This window comes from Dietzia sp. NPDC055340, assembly GCF_053645335.1.
This window is the reverse complement of sequence record NZ_JBSHML010000008.1, coordinates 33,893-49,838: the sequence shown is the minus strand read 5'-3', so window position 1 is coordinate 49,838 and position 15,946 is coordinate 33,893. Positions and strand designations below refer to the sequence as shown.

Annotated in this window: 14 protein-coding genes; 7 read left to right on the top strand and 7 right to left on the bottom strand. The window is 69.5% G+C overall.

All coding sequences use genetic code 11. The annotated features are described in order from the left end of the window. Positions 1-36: 36 nt before the first annotated feature. The 3 genes from ACWIFB_RS07660 to ACWIFB_RS07650 all read left to right on the top strand — a co-directional run bounded on the left by ACWIFB_RS07660 (position 37) and on the right by ACWIFB_RS07650 (position 2,969). On the top strand, positions 37-1,008 hold the full coding sequence (locus ACWIFB_RS07660; protein ID WP_454057868.1) for an exonuclease domain-containing protein: 972 nt from the start codon (positions 37-39) through the stop codon (positions 1,006-1,008). 154 nt (positions 1,009-1,162) lie between these two features. Then, on the top strand, positions 1,163-2,530 hold the full coding sequence (locus ACWIFB_RS07655) for an aminotransferase class III-fold pyridoxal phosphate-dependent enzyme (RefSeq protein ID WP_452100089.1): 1,368 nt from the start codon (positions 1,163-1,165) through the stop codon (positions 2,528-2,530). A gap of 7 nt (positions 2,531-2,537) precedes the next feature. Next, complete coding sequence (locus tag ACWIFB_RS07650) at positions 2,538-2,969, top strand: phage holin family protein (protein ID WP_452100088.1); 432 nt, start codon at positions 2,538-2,540, stop codon at positions 2,967-2,969. Between the two features lie 247 nt (positions 2,970-3,216). Here the strand turns inward: ACWIFB_RS07650 and ACWIFB_RS07645 are convergent, their stop codons facing one another. The 6 genes from ACWIFB_RS07645 to ACWIFB_RS07620 form a co-directional block, all read right to left on the bottom strand. Continuing rightward, the gene (locus ACWIFB_RS07645; RefSeq protein WP_454057867.1) at positions 3,217-4,350 is read right to left on the bottom strand and encodes a glycerophosphodiester phosphodiesterase family protein; all 1,134 of its coding nucleotides are present in this window, start codon (positions 4,348-4,350) and stop codon (positions 3,217-3,219) included. A gap of 269 nt (positions 4,351-4,619) precedes the next feature. After that, the gene (locus ACWIFB_RS07640) at positions 4,620-5,720 is read right to left on the bottom strand and encodes a peptidoglycan recognition protein family protein (protein ID WP_452100086.1); all 1,101 of its coding nucleotides are present in this window, start codon (positions 5,718-5,720) and stop codon (positions 4,620-4,622) included. Positions 5,721-5,895: 175 nt separating this feature from the next. Then, entirely contained in the window at positions 5,896-7,758 is a 1,863-nt protein-coding gene (gene leuA, locus ACWIFB_RS07635) for a 2-isopropylmalate synthase (RefSeq protein WP_452100085.1), read from the bottom strand. 159 nt (positions 7,759-7,917) lie between these two features. Beyond that, complete coding sequence (locus ACWIFB_RS07630; RefSeq protein ID WP_454057866.1) at positions 7,918-8,394, bottom strand: GNAT family N-acetyltransferase; 477 nt, start codon at positions 8,392-8,394, stop codon at positions 7,918-7,920. A 91-nt stretch (positions 8,395-8,485) separates the two neighbouring features. Continuing rightward, positions 8,486-9,343 carry a trypsin-like serine protease gene (locus ACWIFB_RS07625; RefSeq protein WP_454057865.1) on the bottom strand — a complete coding sequence of 286 codons (858 nt, stop codon included), beginning with the start codon at positions 9,341-9,343 and terminating at the stop codon, positions 8,486-8,488. Between the two features lie 75 nt (positions 9,344-9,418). Then, complete coding sequence (locus ACWIFB_RS07620; protein ID WP_454057864.1) at positions 9,419-10,405, bottom strand: DMT family transporter; 987 nt, start codon at positions 10,403-10,405, stop codon at positions 9,419-9,421. A 91-nt stretch (positions 10,406-10,496) separates the two neighbouring features. Here ACWIFB_RS07620 and ACWIFB_RS07615 point away from each other — a divergent pair, with 91 nt between their 5' ends. Then, positions 10,497-11,759, top strand: coding sequence for an aspartate kinase (locus tag ACWIFB_RS07615; protein WP_452100081.1), 1,263 nt, complete (start codon positions 10,497-10,499; stop codon positions 11,757-11,759). 173 nt (positions 11,760-11,932) lie between these two features. On the opposite strand, the gene ACWIFB_RS07610 is transcribed toward ACWIFB_RS07615, so the two are convergent. After that, a complete protein-coding gene (locus tag ACWIFB_RS07610; protein WP_454057863.1) occupies positions 11,933-12,814 on the bottom strand; it encodes an endonuclease domain-containing protein in 882 nt (293 codons plus the stop codon). 382 nt (positions 12,815-13,196) lie between these two features. On the opposite strand from ACWIFB_RS07610, the gene ACWIFB_RS07605 reads away from it, so the two are divergent. From ACWIFB_RS07605 to ACWIFB_RS07595, 3 genes are all read left to right on the top strand, one after another. After that, entirely contained in the window at positions 13,197-14,231 is a 1,035-nt protein-coding gene (locus tag ACWIFB_RS07605) for an aspartate-semialdehyde dehydrogenase (protein WP_454057862.1), read from the top strand. Between the two features lie 305 nt (positions 14,232-14,536). Beyond that, entirely contained in the window at positions 14,537-15,268 is a 732-nt protein-coding gene (locus ACWIFB_RS07600; protein ID WP_454057861.1) for a TetR/AcrR family transcriptional regulator, read from the top strand. Continuing rightward, positions 15,265-15,936 (top strand): enoyl-CoA hydratase/isomerase family protein, encoded by a 672-nt coding sequence (locus ACWIFB_RS07595; protein WP_452100077.1) that lies wholly within the window; start codon positions 15,265-15,267, stop codon positions 15,934-15,936. Before ACWIFB_RS07600 ends, ACWIFB_RS07595 begins: the two co-directional genes overlap by 4 nt. Positions 15,937-15,946 lie beyond the last annotated feature (10 nt).

Genomic DNA, 15,946 nt, shown 5'->3' with positions numbered 1-15,946 from the left:
GGAGTGATCCGGACGGCGGGCGCAGGGAAAGCGGGGATGTCGGTGGCGCGTGCCACGATGGAGCGCATGGCTGGCTGGGTGGTGGTTGACGTCGAGACCTCGGGGATGACCCCCGCGGTCGACCGGGTGTTGTCGGTGGCGGCGGTGGTGGTGGATGACGACGGCGAGGTGGTCGAAGAGTTCACGAGCCTGCTCAACCCAGGAGTCGATCCGGGGCCCGTCCATGTGCACGGCCTCACCCCGGCGCTGCTCGCCGGCAAACCGCGCTTCGAGGACATCGCGCCGGAGCTGACCCGGGTGCTGGAGGGCCGCACGGTCGTGGCCCACAACGCCACGTTCGACGCGTCGTTCCTGGCCGCCGAGGCCCGGCGGGTGGGCCTGGAGCCGCCGCTGACGCAGTACGTCTGCACGCTCGACTTCGCCGGGCGCCTGCACCTGTCGACCCGGGACCTCAAACTCGCGACGCTCGCCGAGCACTTCGGGGTCGAGCAGCGGTCCGCGCACGACGCGCACGACGACGCGCTGGTGCTGGCCGGCGTGTTCTCCGGCCTGCGTACGGTGGCCGACCAGAAGGGCGCGGCCCCGTCCGTGCGGCAACTCGAGGCGATGGTCGCGCACCCCGAGACCGGCTTCCTGGTGTCGACCATCTGGGCGGAGGCGGTGGCCGCGCCCCGTCTCTGGCGTCCGGCCGGGCGGCTGAAGCGCGGTGGCAGGCTGGTCCAGGGCATGGAGGTGGTGTTCACCCAGGACGTGGATCGCGATCCCGAAGAGATCGTCGGTCTCGTCGTCGACTCCGGTCTCTACCTGGCCGACCGGATCACGTCCCGCACCTCACTCGCGGTGTGCGACGCCCCGAACGCGGTGCGGGGCCGCGCGGCGTTCGCGCGCAAGAAGGGGCTCGAGCTGGTGGGCTCGGCCCGGCTGGTGGAGATGCTCGCGGACGTCGCGCCCGGGCAGCCCGTCGGTTCGGCGCGGCCCGTCGACGACGCGCAGGAGTCGCTCTTCTGACAGGACGCACGGGTCGACGCCAGGCTCGGCGTCCGGCTCGGCGCCCGAGCCTGCGCGTGCGGCCTGCATTTCCGCATCGTGGATCCGGGAGGACGGGGGAACGGCCCGGGGCTGTCATGATGGGGGCAATCGCCATCGCTGTCGAACGAGAGGAATGCCCGTGCCCGCTCCGCAGAACGCCGCCGCCCGCGAGGTCTACGACAAGGAGCGCGCCCACGTACTGGCCCCCTGGTCGGCCTGGGGCGCCTCCGACCCGATGGTCATCACCGCCGCCGAGGGCTGCTACCTCACCGACGGAGACGACAACCGCCTGCTGGACTTCACCTCGCAGCTGGTCAACACCAACATCGGGCACCAGCACCCGGTCGTGGTCAAGGCCATCCAGGATCAGGCCGCCGAGCTGTGCACCATCAACCCGGCGCACGCCAACGGCGCCCGCGCCGAGGCCGCCCGCCTCGTCGCCGAGGTCGCGCCCGCCGGTATGAACCGCGTGTTCTTCACCAACGCCGGTACCGAGGCCGTCGAGCACGCGATCCGCATGGCCCGCCGCCACACGGGCCGCCACAAGACCCTCTCGGCGTTCCGCAGCTACCACGGCGCCACCACCACCTCGATGAACCTCACCGGCGACACCCGCCGCTGGGCCAACGACATGGGTAACACCGGGGCCGTCCACTTCCACGCGCCGTTCCTCTACCGCTCGCAGTTCTACGCGGAGAACGACAAGCAGGAGTGCGACCGCGCGCTCGAGCACCTCGACTCGCTCATCGGCCTCGAGGGGCCGGACCACTTCGCGGCGCTGATCATCGAGTCCGTTCCCGGCACCGTCGGCATCATGGTGCCGCCCGCCGACTACCTGCGCGGTGTGCGCGAGATCTGCGACAAGTACGGCATCGTCATGATCTGCGACGAGGTCATGTCCGGCTTCGGCCGCACCGGCGAGTGGCTCGCGCTGGACAACTTCCGGTCCGGCGACGACGACTGGGCGCCCGACCTCATCACCTTCGCCAAGGGATCCAACTCGGGCTACGTGCCGCTCGGTGGCGTGATCCTGCACGACCGGATCGCCGCCTCCTTCGAGAAGACCCCGTACACCGGCGGCCTGACCTACGCCGGGCACCCGCTGGCGTGCGCCTCGGTGGTCGCGACGATAAACCTCATGCGCGACGAGAAGATCGTCGAGAACGCGCGCACCATCGGCGAGGAGGTCATCGGTCCGCGCCTGCGCGAGCTCGCCGAGAAGCACCCGTCGATCGGCGAGGTCCGCGGTCTGGGTGTGTTCTGGGCCGTCGAAATGGTGGCGGACCGCGAGACCCGCGAGCCGCTCGCCCCGTACGGTGGTTCTTCAGAGGCCATGGCCAAGACCTTCGGTGCGGCCAAGAAGGACGGCCTGCTGCTGTTCATGAACTACAACCGCTTCCACGTCGTCCCGCCGTGCATCATCACCGCGGACGAGGCGAACGAGGGACTGGACATCTTCGACCGTGCACTCGACGTGGCGGACTCGTATGTGAGGAGCTGATCCGGCGATGGTGCTGGTGCTGAGACTGATCGTCAACACCCTCGCCCTGTGGGTGGCCACGCTGATCGTGCCGGGGATCTCCCTGCGCGAGACCACTGTCATCTACGCTCCGGGCGCCGGCGCGATCGAGGATCAGATCAGCGTGCCCACCGTCACGGCGTTGCTGATCGTGGCGGTGGTGTTCACGCTGGTCAATGCGGTGGTCAAACCGATCGTGCAGCTCCTCTCGCTGCCGCTGACCATCCTCACGCTCGGCCTGTTCCTGCTGGTCGTGAACGCGCTGATGCTCATGCTGACCAGCTGGATCACCGGCGCGGTCCAGCTCTTCGGCGCCGAGTACGTGGTCAGCGGGTTCTGGGCGGCGTTCTTCGGCGCCATTGTGATCGGCCTGGTCAACTGGGTGATCGGGATGTTCCTGCCCACCCGCGCCCGCGACTGACGGGCTCGCCCCGCCCGCTGCCAAACCGCTAGCCGCCCCCCGCAGCCCGGCCCCCGCGCCCCGCCGCCCCGGCCCCCGGACACCCGTCGATAAGTGGATTTCGCCCGTAACGGCCGAGTGGTCCTGTGCGAAATCCTCTTTTCGACGAGGTGGGGTGCCAAATCGGGCCTCGGTATGGCTGAAGCCGGCCGGGGTGGGTGACGCGCGAACCCGACCTCAGCGTCCGCGGCTGACCCGGACGGCCGCGTCAGCCCTCGCGGGCGAACTGCCGCGGCAGCTCCATGCCGCGCTCAGCGAGGAGTTCGCGCAGCATGTCCGGGTGGTCGGTGATGATGCCGTTCACGCCGATGTCCATGAGGTACTCCATGGTCTGGGCATTGTTGACCGTCCACGGGATGACCTTCAGACCGCGCGCGTGCGCGTTCTCGACCATCTCCGCGGTCACATAGGCCGTGCAGCTGCCCGCACCGATCGTGCAGCTCTGATCGGGGTGGGTGGCGACCGGCGAGTAGGCGACCACACCGTCGATGGATGCCGCGGCTGCGACTCCGTCGCCGTCGAAGTCGGCGATATCGATCCCGCCCAGCCACGGTGAGGGCTCAGCGGCGCCGATTCCGAGGAAGTCGTGGTTGGTCAGGGCCACGAGAGGGATCGACGGAGCGAGCTCGTGCATCGCCATCAACGCGCCCCAGTCGAACGACTGGATGGTGACCTGCTGCCCGAGGCCCGAGGCCACGATCACCTCGTGGACGGCCGAGACGAACTCCTCGCGCGGGGCGGTCTCGTCCGGGGCGCCGGCCTCGACCTTCGTCTCGATGTTCATCCGCACACCGTCCGGGCCGTCGGCGCCATGGGCTTTGACCAGGTCGAAGAGCTCGGACAGCAGCATCATCTGCTGCCCGGGATGCGTGCGCTGATCGGGGTGGCCGGGGCGCTGGAGGGAGCCACAATCGAGGGTCCGGACCTGCTCCAGCGTGAGGTCGTGGATGAAGTGGTCCGTGTAGGGGAACATCGGGTCGCCGGCCACGACGGGCTCGGTGTCTTGGCAGACATCCGTCCGGGGCTTGCGATCGTGAGTCACCACGACCTCGCCGTCGGCGGTCACCTGGGTGTCGAGTTCGAGAGTGGTCACGCCCAGTTCGAGGGCATGACCGAAGGCCTGTGGAGAGCTCTCGACGTTGAGCCCCAGGCCGCCCCGGTGAGCTTGCAGATCGAAACGCATTTCGTCGCTCCCGAGCGAGCCGCCCACATCGAGTGATCCCAGCGAGCCTCCGCCTCCGAGCGAGCCGACCGAGGCTGCGGCGACGGGGAGTGAGGAGGCGGTGAGGAGGCAGCCGAGCACGGTGGCTCCGACCGTGAAGAGGGCGCGAGTACTGCGCATGTGGGGGACCTCGTCGGTAGACGGATCGGCACACCGGCGGGCCCGGGTACCGCTTACCGATGCGACAGTATGCGGCGTCCCCTACGGGTTGTTCTCGGTGGAGTGAACACGAGATGTCGACTGAGGACTGGATCCGCCTCGTTGAAATCGACTGCTCCCCTGCAGGATTCGCAACCGGGCGGGTTGGGTGATCCTGCAGGGGAGCGGCCGAGACGCGTGACGGACTACGCTGGCACGACCCCCGGACCGACGGTGACGCCAGCGGTGCCTTAGGACCCGAACGCGGCCGAGGAGACGGCCCGGGGGGTCCAGCCGTTGGCGGCGTGGTCGCGGATGAACTGCATCTGCGGGTAGAAGGCGTTGCCCGGGCAGGCGGTCCCGCCCCAGTCGCGGTGTCCCGAGACCGCGGGCATCGGACGCGTGGCCCCGCCCTGCGGGTTGCGGTAGGTGATGCCGCCGCGCGGGTTGATGCCAGTGGCGTTGCACAGGGCGCGGACACAGTCGATGGTGGCGCCCACGGCGGCCGCGGTCGGCGGGGTGCTGGTGAAGTTGCCGAGCAGACCGATGCCGATATTGCCGTTGTTGAACCCACCGACGTGCCCGGCGGTCACGACAGGCGGAGCGATGCCCGCGACCGGCGGGACCTGGAAGACCGGGGTGCCCAGTGGAGTGCCGCCGCGGCCCTGGTAGATCCGGCCGTTGGGGTCGATGAGCAGGTGATAGCCCACGTCGCCCCAGCCCAGAGTGTCGGCGTGGTAGTTGTAGACCGCCCGCACGCTGGCCGAATGGTCGGCGAACAGTGCGGAGACGGTGTGGTGGATGGTGATCGACTGCGCGGGGAAGTAGGTCGGCGACCAGCGGTTGCCGGAGACGTCGCCGGCTCCCCAGGCGGCGCGCGGAATGATCGGCAGCCCGAGCGCACCGACGCTGCCGAGGCTGTAGTCGCGCCGCTGGTCCGAGCCGTCACTGAAGACGGTGGCCTCGGCCCCCTCTGCCGCGTCCACCTCGTAGCCCACTGCGCCCCTCGGGGCGGCGACGAGCTCGGAGGCCGGCACACTGCCGCTGTCCGGGGCGGAGTCCAGCAACTCGAGCGGCTGCCAGTCGCCCACCGAGCCGTCGGGGAACGCGAACCGGATGCGTCCGGCGATGTCCTCGGGGCTGGGGAAGGTGACACCCACGTACCCGAGCGGGCCGTTGGGCTGGACCATGCCGCTGCCGGTGGAGATCGACTGCATCAGGTCCTGGGCGGCGCCGAGTGAGCCGGTGGCGAACGGGTTGGCTCCGGCGAGGGGGCCGCGGACGGTCGAGGCGACCGCCGCACCGACCCCGACCGATGCGGCGGTGAGAAAGCCACGGCGAGACACGGGCATATGAGGAACTCCAGACGGGTTGCGTTGACCAGACGCCATGCATATCGGCGCGAACGGCCGCCACATTACGCGCTTGGCGTAACCAAATCGAGACCTCTGTTACCGAAGTGAGACATGTGACTAATGAGGCGCAAGGGACTCCCCTCGGGCCCTCCGCGGGCTCCCCAGCGGCCCGTCAGGGCGCCCAGGTGCGCGCGCCCTCGGTGCTGCCGATGGTCGCCGGATCCGCGTCGGCCTCGTCGGCGTAGGCGCGGTTCACGGCGGAGACCACGGCCCGCAGCGACGCGGTGGTGATGGAGCCGGCCCGGCCGACCCCCCAGAACACGCGGTTGCCGAACTGCACCTCGACGTAGGCGGCCGCGGTGGCGTCGTCGCCGGCGGTCATTGCGTGCTCGGTGTAGTCGAGGATGCGTACCTCGTCGTCGAACATCTCGTTGAGCGCGGTCACGAACGCGGCCAGCGGACCGTTACCCGAGCCGAGCAGCTCGCGGGTCTCGCCCTTCCACTTCACGACGGCCTCGATCGAGTCCTCGCCGTCGTCGGTCTCGGCGGGCACCAGGACCTGCGACATGCGCTCCATGGGCGAGACGCGGTCCAGGTACTCGAGCGAGAAGATGTCCCACATCGCCTTGGGCGTGACCTCACCACCCTCGGAGTCGGTGACGTTCTGCACGATCTGCGAGAACTCCACCTGCAGGCGCCGCGGCAGTTGCAGGCCGTAGTCGCTCTTCATGATGTAGGCGACGCCGCCCTTGCCGGACTGCGAGTTCACGCGGATGACGGCCTCGTACGTGCGGCCCTCGTCCTTCGGGTCGACGGGCAGGTACGGGACCTCCCAGGTGACGTCCTCGACATCCTCGCCGCGCGAGGCGGCCTCGGCCTGCAGGGCGTCGAAGCCCTTGTTGATGGCGTCCTGGTGCGAGCCGGAGAACGCGGTGAAGACCAGGTCGCCGCCGTACGGGTGCCGCTCGGGCACGCGCAGCTGGTTGGCGTACTCGACGGTGCGACGAATCTCGTCCATGTCGGAGAAGTTGATCTGCGGGTCGACTCCGCGGGTCAGCATGTTCATGCCCAGCGTCACCAGGCAGACGTTGCCGGTGCGCTCGCCGTTGCCGAACAGGCAGCCCTCGATGCGGTCCGCGCCGGCCTGGAAGCCCAGCTCGGCGGCGGCCACGCCGGTGCCGCGGTCGTTGTGCGGGTGCAGCGAGAGGATGGTGGCGTCGCGGTGCGCCAGGTTCCGGTGCATCCACTCGATCTGGTCGGCGTACACGTTGGGCGTGGCCATCTCGACCGTGGCCGGCAGGTTGATGATGATCGGGTTCTCACGGGTCGCGCCCACGACCTCGGTCACGGCGTCGCAGATCTCCTTGGAGAACGCCAGTTCGGTGCCGGTGAACGACTCGGGCGAGTACTGCCAGCGCCAGTTGGTGTCGGGGTAGTCGCGCGCGATCTCGCTGACCAGCTCGGCGGCGTCGGTGGCGATCTTCTTGATCGCGTCGCGGTCCTTACGGAACACCACGCGGCGCTGCAGGATCGACGTGGAGTTGTAGAAGTGCACGATCACGTTCGTCGCGCCCTCGCAGGCCTCGAACGTGCGGCGGATGAGGTCCTCCCGGCACTGGACCAGCACCTGGATGGTTACGTCGTCGGGGATCGCGTCGTCCTCGATGATCTCCCGCACGAAGTCGTAGTCCGTCTGCGACGCCGACGGGAACCCGACCTCGATCTCCTTGTAGCCCATCCGCACCAGCAGCTCGAACATCCGGCGCTTGCGGGCGGGGCTCATGGGGTCGATCAGCGCCTGGTTGCCGTCGCGCAGATCCACGGCGCACCACTGTGGGGCGTGGGTGATGACCTTGTCCGGCCACGTGCGGTCGGGCAGCGAGACGTCCTCGACCTCCTCGGCGAACGGCCGGTAGCGGTGCCACGGCATGGACGAACCGCGCTGGGTGTTCCAGGCGGGCTGGCCGGGGCGACCCGGCTTGGAGGGGGGAGTGATGGTCGACGACGACGACACGAAAGCGTCAGCGGGATTCATTTCGGGGGCTCAACTTCCCTAGAGGTGCGATCAGTGGAACACGGACCGGCGCGAAAAGATCCCGCGACGGGGAGCCGGTCCGCCTCAGCGGGCCCCGCCGCGGCACCCAAGAAGGAGCACGCGCTGCATGACCGTCACGATACACAGTTTCGGTGTCCGTCACGGTATCGGGATGACGAAGGTCGTGGACTGGCTGGAGGTGCTTTCCGGCCGCGCGCTCGGATCGGCGTCCTCTTCGGTCGCGTGGAACGGGGACCCGGGACCGAGGTCACGCTCGTTCTCCGCGTCCGAGCGGTGCACCGACCCCCACACGCGGGTGCAACCGGCCTCCTCGGCGATCTCGACCGCCTTGTCGACGAGCCGGTGAGCCAGCCCCTGGTGGCGGAGGTCCTCGCGCACCCTGATCCCGTAGACGAACAGGTCGGGGCTCTCGCCCAGGTGTCCGGTCTCCACGCCCACGAGCATCCCCACCGGAACATCCTCGTACACGGCCAGGATCAGCATGTTCGAGCCGCGGTCGAGGAAGTCCTGGGTCCACTCGGCGGTGGGCGGCGTGGCGAGCAGGTCGCCGGCGGACAGCACGAGGTCGACGTCGGCGCGCGAGGCGCGACGGATCACGAGCTCCGGCAGGGTCATCTGCTCAGTGTGACAAAAACCGCGGCGGTTCGACATGGCGATGTTGTTGTGGGCGCGGGTGGGCGGGCTCCGCCGGCTCCTGTGAACGGCATCAGCGATGGGCGATCATCCAGTTGATCCAGCCGTTCTGCGCGGGGATCGACTCGTACCAGGCGGGGTTGGTGCCGTCCGCCCGGCGACTCGCGTGGTCGGAGCCGGAGTGGATGCCCACCAGGCGGTCCCCGTGGAAGACGGGCCCGCCGGAGTCGCCGAAGCTGAAGCCTCCCTGGATGGTGTGGGAGCGGCCGATCCACGAACCGCCGCGGGGTTCCATCCGCTCGAGACGGGTCAGGCCAGTGAGTACCTCGGCCGAGCGCGGCGCCTGCGGACCGGGCGCGACGCCGCCGAAGCCGTGGAATCGCAGGATCGCGCCGGGCGCGGGGTCGGCGCCGGCGCGCAGCACGGCCGGGGAGGGTGCTGGGTGGCGGAGCTTGAGGAGCATCAGGTCGCCGGCGGGCGCGTGGTAGGCGGCCATCGGGGTGTGTCGGCCGAGGCTGCCGGTGTCCAGGGATCCGAACCCGCCGACGATCGTCGGGCTCGCGAGCGAGGCGGTCTCGGCGAAGCCGCCCGCGACGGTGCCCATGTTTCCGAAGCCGAGGGTGAACGCGCGCGGGTCGGCCGGGCCGCAGTGCGCGGCGGTGGCCACCCAGAACGGGTCGATCACCACGCCTGAACAGGGCGTTCCGGGGATGTTGTGGAAGGTGGTGATCTGGACGGCCCACGCCGCGGGGCCGGAGGTCGTGCCGCCCACCACTGCGCCGGCGGTGGGGGCCGTGATGGCGACGGGCGCGACGAGGGGGCCGGCGACGACAGCGCCGACGGCCGAGGCTGCAGCGGCAAGCCGGCCCAGACGTGCGGGGCGTGTGTGACTCGTGGTGCTTGCGGTGCCACTGGGGCGTGTGAGGCGCATAAAAATTAGTGTATGTGAGCGATGCAGGTGGCAGGGACCGTTCAGTCCCGCCTCGGCGATCTGCTCAGTGCGTGTTCAGGCGGTGGCGGCGTTGTCGTCGTCGTGGTCGTGAAGGTCGCCACCCGCCGCGGGACCGTCTCCGCCCACGGCGCCGTCTCCGCCCACGTCGGCGCCGCGTTGACCACCCGCCACGGCGACATGGCCGGCCCCGGGCGGCCCCGGGCCGACCTCCTTGCGCGCCAGCGCGACCGTCGCCACGGTCATCACCGCCAGGGTCGCCGCCAGCAGTACCAGGTGCGCGCCGTCCACCTGGAAACGTTCGCCCAATACCAGCACGCCCAACACCAGCGAGATCACCGGCGTCGTGACGGTCGACGCCGGCACCGCCTGGTGCACCGCGCCCGCCTCGAACGACATCTGCTGCAACGTCAACGCCGCCACCGCCGCGACCCCCAGCGCGTACACCTCGCCCGTCGTGGCCACCTCCCACGCGCCACCCTCGTGCCAGCGCTGCGTCACGCCCTTGGTGAACAGCGCCACGTACGCGAACGCCGCGCCGCCCGCCACGCCGAACAGCACCGCGCGGCCCCCGTTGGAGTGCCGGCGCCGCGCGAAGCGCAGGAGGATCCCGACGACGACGAGACCACCCACACACGCCAGCACCCACTCCCAGAAGGTCGGATGCGCCTCACCCCCGGTCGGGCGGCCGAAGATCACCAACACCATCACGCACGCCGTCAGCACGTGGCCCCAGAACAACTCCGTCTTGGACACCTGGCGGTGGTTCATCCACGCGCCCAGCGGCAACGCGAAGATGAGTGAGGTGACCGAGATCGTCTGGACGAGGATCAGCGAACCGAACGCCAGCGCCAGGCCCTGGAAGGCGAAACCGGCCAGGCTGATGAGCATTCCGGACCACCAATAACGGCTGGCGAGAACGCCGAACCGGCCCTCGAGTCGGCCCCCCGCGCGGTCCATCGTCCGGTGGCGCATCACCGTCCCGAGGGCCTGGCTGAGGGCGGACGCGAGGGCCAGGAGAACTGCCGCCCAGGTTTCCGTCATCTATGACGAGTAAACACCTCCCGTAAAGTGGGCACGCGTTAGGCCGAACAACACCGGAAAAAGCCGATCAGCACCGGAAGGGTGTGACCGCGTGGCACTGGTAGTGCAGAAGTACGGCGGCTCCTCCGTGGAGTCCGCAGAACGGATCCGACGGGTGGCCGAACGGATCGTGGATACGAAGAAGGCCGGGAACGACGTAGTGGTGGTCGCCTCGGCGATGGGAGACACCACCGACGAGCTGCTGGACCTGGCGGACCAGGTCTGCCCGTCGCCGCCGCAGCGCGAGATGGACATGCTGCTCACCTCGGGTGAGCGGATCTCCAACGCGCTGCTCGCGATGGCCATCAGCTCGTTCGGGATGGAGGCGTACTCGTTCACCGGGTCGCAGGCCGGGATCATCACCACCACCCGGCACGGCAACAGCCGGATCATCGACATCACCCCGGGCCGCGTCCGCGAGGCGCTCGACGAGGGCAAGATCACGCTCGTCGCCGGCTTCCAGGGAGTGTCGAGGGAGACCCGCGACGTCACGACGCTGGGACGCGGCGGCTCCGACACCACCGCGGTGGCCCTGGCCGCCTCGCTCGGCGCGGACGTGTGCGAGATCTACTCGGACGTCGACGGCATCTACACCGCCGACCCGCGGATCGTGCCCAACGCCCGCAAGCTCGACACCATCTCGTACGAGGAGATGCAGGAGATGGCGGCCGTCGGGTCCAAGATCCTCAACCTGCGCAGCGTCGAGTTCGCGCGCCGCAACCAGGTGCCGCTGCGCGTCCGCTCTTCGTATTCGAACGACCCCGGCACGCTCGTGGCGGGAAATGTGGAGGACATCCCCGTGGAAGACGCATTGCTGACCGGAGTCGCACACGACGCCTCGGAGGCCAAGATCACGGTGGTCGGCATCCCCGACCAGCCCGGCTACGCCGCCAAGGTGTTCCGCATGGTCGCCGACGCAGAGATCAACATCGACATGGTCCTGCAGAACGTGTCGCGCTCCTCCGGTAAAACCGACATCACCTTCACCTGCCCGCTCGAGGTGGGCGCCAAGGCCACCGAGGTGCTGACCAAGGCCAAGGACGAGCTGGGCATCGACCAGGTGCTCTACGACGACAACGTGGGCAAGGTGTCCCTCGTCGGCGCCGGGATGAAGTCGCACCCGGGCGTCACCGCGACGTTCTGTGAGGCCATCTCCGCGGCGGGCGTCAACATCGAGCTCATCTCCACCTCGGAGATCCGGATCTCGGCGCTCGTCCGCGAGGAGGAACTCAACGACTGCGTGCGCGCGCTGCACGACGCCTTCGAGCTCGGTGGCGAGGAGGAGGCGCAGGTCTACGCCGGCACCGGCCGCTGACCTGGGTGTTTGCCGGGCCGCCGCCGCGCGCCCCGCGCCGGGCGGCGCCAGGCCCGGCGGCCCGTCGAGCAGAGGGTTCGGCCCACATCGCCCGAGTGCGTGTGTGCCGAACCCTCTGCTCGTTGGTGTGGCCGGGTCTGAGTCGGCTGCCCCGGCCTGGTAGCCCGGGTAGCTCACCCCGTCGCGCCCGGCGGATTGCCCTCGCGAGCTCGGACGCCCTGCCGGATGTCGGCGGCGGTCTGATGCTCGTCGCGGGTGATCATCGTGGTGGTCACCGGGTAGTGCAGCCAGCCGAACCTGCGGATCCGATTCCATCGCGTCAGATCCCTGGCGTGCTGGTCGGGCGCCCGGTGATACTCGCCGTCGTACTCGACCGCGATCTTCAGTCGCCGATTCCCCAGGTCGAGCCTGTAAGGGAGCCCGGGAATCGACACCTGAGTCTCGAAACCCTCGAATCCGTGATTGTGCAAGAAGAGTCGGGTGCGGGTCTCCCAGGGAGAGTCCATGGCCCCGGTGTCACAGAGCTCGAGCGCAGCGAGGGCCCGCCGCTTGCCCGGCAGGCGTCGCGGGGTCTCTGCGAGCGGTCTGACATCTCGCTCGGGATCGACGCCGACTCTCGGCGATCCGTCGAGTGCGACGACCGCGTTGGTCCGATCGTCCCGCCGTGCGATGTCGAACAAGGCCCACGCCGGCGTGGCTATCCGGCCGACCCTGTCGGGGCCGAACGTCAGTGTCCCGGTGTGCTCGCGCGGAATCGTGTACTGGCGTCCGATCATCCCGGGTCTCTCGACACGCCCTGTGCCACAGGCGAACTCGTCGATGTAATCGCGCGGTGCGCCCCTGTGTCCGTGAGCTTCGGCGGCCAGCCAGCCGGTCACCACCGCGTCGGGGTAGAGCGCCGAGATCGCGGCGATCCGCACCATCGGATCCGTCTCGTCGATCCCGTGCGGGATCCAGAGTCCCCGGTGGAGTCGGTTGTAGCCGCTCGTGCCGAGCCGCCGCCCGAGGTCGGGGATGAGGTCGCGGGTCCGTTGGGGTGGCCGAAAGTCGCGCATGGGACAAGGATCGACGACGACAACGCCACCACCCCGTCCACGCTGGCCCGAACGGGCATTGTCTGTGGAGAGTGCAGGGCCTGTGGATGATTCGGTCCGCGGGACGAACTCCCGTCATTCCGCACGACGCCCCTCCGACGTCAAGAGAGTTCGGCACACCACCTTCTCGCGCGATGCGGGCCGAACCCGCTTCTTGACGGGGGCTGCTCGGCGCCTTCTTGACGGGAGCTGCTCGGCGCCCCCGTCGGGACCTGTGACGCACGCCTCGGATCGGCAGGTGCGGGGTCGGTAGGATGGTGGCTCGCCGGTCGGTCGAGCGCAGGGCGGAGCACCCGTCCGCGACGGGCCGGGACGACAAGACTTTCAGGAGTTGACCTCGCAGATGACCACTGTCGCCGTAGTCGGAGCCACGGGCCAGGTGGGGCGCGTCATGCGTGCCCTGCTCGAGGAGCGGGACTTCCCGGCCGACAAGGTCCGGTTCTTCGCGTCCGCACGTTCGGCCGGGACCACGCTGCCGTTCCGGGGCGAGGACATCGTCGTGGAGGACACCGCGGCCACCACCGATGAGGAGCTCCAGGGCATCGACATCGCCCTCTTCTCGGCTGGCGGCACGATGTCCAAGGAGCAGGCGCCCCGGTTCGCGGCTGCCGGCGCCGTCGTCGTCGACAATTCCAGCGCCTGGCGCAAGGACCCGGACGTTCCCCTGGTGGTCTCCGAGGTGAACCCGGGCGCGGCCAAGAACCCTCCCAAGGGCATCATCGCCAACCCCAACTGCACCACCATGGCCGCGATGCCGGTGCTCAAGGTGCTGCACGACGCGGCGGGGCTGAAGCGGCTTGTGGTGTCGACGTACCAGGCGGTGTCGGGTTCGGGGCTGGCCGGCGTGGACACGCTCAACGACCAGGTGACCAACAACGTGGCGGCCGGGCACGAGCTGGTGCACGACGGCGGCGCGCTGCAGGCCGGCGAGACGGGGCCGTACGTGGCGCCGATCGCGTTCAACGTGCTGCCGCTGGCGGGTGCGATCGTCGACGACGGTTCCGAGGAGACCGACGAGGAGCAGAAGCTGCGCAACGAGTCGCGCAAGATCCTCGACATCCCGGGGCTGCCCGTGGCGGGCACCTGCGTGCGCGTGCCGGTGTACACGGGCCACACGCTGACCATCAACGCCGAGTTCGCCGAGGACATCACGCCGGAGCAGGCGCGCGAGCTGCTGTCGAAGGCGCCGGGCGTGAAGGTCGTGGACGTGCCGACGCCGCTCGAGGCCGTGGGCATCGACGAGTCGCTGGTCGGTCGCATCCGTCAGGACCAGTCGATCGAGGGCAACAAGGGGCTCAACCTGGTGGTCTCGGGCGACAACCTGCGTAAGGGTGCGGCGCTGAACACCATCCAGATCGCGGAGCTGCTGGTCAAGTAGCGTTTCGAGCGTCGCCGAGAGCGTTCCGCGCACATCGCCCGAGGGCGGTCTCAGGGAGCTAGTACAACACCCTGGCTGCATCGGGGTATGTGGTGGCGAAGGAGCTGGACGGGGGAAGCGAGGGGCCGAGGGGACGACGACGAGGCCCGCCCCGTCCCCACGTGAAGAGAGCCGCCGCCCGGTATCCGTACCGGGCGGCGGCTCTCTCGTCTGTCCGCGGGGCGGTGTCCGCGCCGTGCCGGGGGACCGGTCGGTAGCCCGGCCACCGACCGTTTGAGAGCGGTCGCTCTGTTACTGTCTGACGCATGCCTCGCCCACGGGTCCACGACCTCGACCGGCTGCTCGACGCCACGGAGCGGCTGGCCGTGGAGTCCGGCCCCGCTGCGGTCACGGTTCGCGCCATTTCCGATCTGACGTCGGTCTCCAACGGCGCCATCTACAACGCGTTCGGCTCACGAGCGGGTCTGGTCGGGCGTGTCTGGCTCCGCGCGGCCCGGCGGTTTCTCGCCCTGCAGCAGGACATGGTGCGGGCCGCCCGGGCGCCTGGCCTAACGCGCAGCCAAGAGCCGGACCCGGGGTCGACGGCCGCGGTCGGCGCGGTGGTCGACGCGGCAATCGACGCCGTGGTCGCTGCAGCGGATGCCCCCGCACGGTTCCTCACGGAGCGCCCGGAATCGGGGCGGTTCCTGCTCGCGGTCAGCCGGACGGAGCTCCTCGGGTCCGCCGACCTGCCCAACGACCTGGCTGCGGAACTCGACGGTCTCGACGAGGAGCTCACCGACCTGTTCGTGGCGCTGTCCAGCGATCTGTGGGGCCGAGGCGACCGGGCCTGCGTTGACGTCGTGAGGGACTGCGTCGTGGAACTACCGACCGCACTGCTGCTCCGCGGACGCCGGGACCCGGACACGTCGGCCCGCCAGCGGATCGCCGCCTGCGTGCGCGCCGTGCTCGCCCTGGGACCGCCACTCGACGCACGCGGACCGGCAGACCCGGCCGGATCCCCCGATTTCATCGACAGAGAGGACCACCACCAATGACCCCCACACTGAGCTGGCACGAGGACGTCGCCGTCCTGACGCTCGGACACGACGAGAATCGTCTGTCCCCGGACTTCCTCGACGCCGTGAACGCCCGACTGGACGAGGTGGAGACCTCCGCGAGAGGACTGGTCACGGCCGGTTCCGGCAAGTTCTTCTCGAACGGTCTGGACCTGGAGTGGCTCATGGCCAACCCGGATCGACTCGACTGGTACGTCGACCGGGTCCAGCAGTTGTTCAGCCGCGTCCTGACGTTCTCCCTGCCGACGGTCGCCGCCGTCAACGGGCATTCCTTCGGGGCCGGCGCCATGCTCGCCATGGCCCACGACTTCCGGGTGATGCGGGCCGACCGGGGCTACTTCTGCTTCCCGGAGGTCGACATCAACATCCCGTTCACCGTCGGTATGGCCGCGCTCATCCAGGCCAAGACCACCCCGCAGACCGCCATCGCCGCGATGAGCACGGGACACCGCTACCCCGGCCCGGAGGCCAGCGAGGCCGGACTCGTGGACGCGACGGCGCCGGAGTCGGAGGTCATCACGGCTGCGGTGGAGCGTCTGCGGCCGATCCTCGGCAAGGACCGCAAAACCCTCGGGGCCATCAAGGCCACGATGTTCAGTTCCGTCACCGAGGCGCTTCGGCAGAGCTCGGAAGGAGAAGCGGGGTAACACGGATTCG

What these genes read in the sequence shown, in the direction of transcription:
- ACWIFB_RS07650 (WP_452100088.1), top strand. Translation starts at nt 2,538, where the DNA reads ATGGTGCTGGTGCTGAGACTGATCGTCAACACCCTCGCCCTGTGGGTG.
- ACWIFB_RS07610 (WP_454057863.1), bottom strand. Translation starts at nt 12,814, where the DNA reads ATGCGCGACTTTCGGCCACCCCAACGGACCCGCGACCTCATCCCCGAC.
- ACWIFB_RS07645 (WP_454057867.1), bottom strand. Translation starts at nt 4,350, where the DNA reads ATGCGCAGTACTCGCGCCCTCTTCACGGTCGGAGCCACCGTGCTCGGC.
- ACWIFB_RS07605 (WP_454057862.1), top strand. Translation starts at nt 13,197, where the DNA reads ATGACCACTGTCGCCGTAGTCGGAGCCACGGGCCAGGTGGGGCGCGTC.
- ACWIFB_RS07655 (WP_452100089.1), top strand. Translation starts at nt 1,163, where the DNA reads ATGCCCGTGCCCGCTCCGCAGAACGCCGCCGCCCGCGAGGTCTACGAC.
- ACWIFB_RS07630 (WP_454057866.1), bottom strand. Translation starts at nt 8,394, where the DNA reads ATGACCCTGCCGGAGCTCGTGATCCGTCGCGCCTCGCGCGCCGACGTC.
- ACWIFB_RS07660 (WP_454057868.1), top strand. Translation starts at nt 37, where the DNA reads ATGTCGGTGGCGCGTGCCACGATGGAGCGCATGGCTGGCTGGGTGGTG.
- ACWIFB_RS07600 (WP_454057861.1), top strand. Translation starts at nt 14,537, where the DNA reads ATGCCTCGCCCACGGGTCCACGACCTCGACCGGCTGCTCGACGCCACG.
- ACWIFB_RS07640 (WP_452100086.1), bottom strand. Translation starts at nt 5,720, where the DNA reads ATGCCCGTGTCTCGCCGTGGCTTTCTCACCGCCGCATCGGTCGGGGTC.
- leuA (WP_452100085.1), bottom strand. Translation starts at nt 7,758, where the DNA reads ATGAATCCCGCTGACGCTTTCGTGTCGTCGTCGTCGACCATCACTCCC.
- ACWIFB_RS07595 (WP_452100077.1), top strand. Translation starts at nt 15,265, where the DNA reads ATGACCCCCACACTGAGCTGGCACGAGGACGTCGCCGTCCTGACGCTC.
- ACWIFB_RS07620 (WP_454057864.1), bottom strand. Translation starts at nt 10,405, where the DNA reads ATGACGGAAACCTGGGCGGCAGTTCTCCTGGCCCTCGCGTCCGCCCTC.
- ACWIFB_RS07625 (WP_454057865.1), bottom strand. Translation starts at nt 9,343, where the DNA reads ATGCGCCTCACACGCCCCAGTGGCACCGCAAGCACCACGAGTCACACA.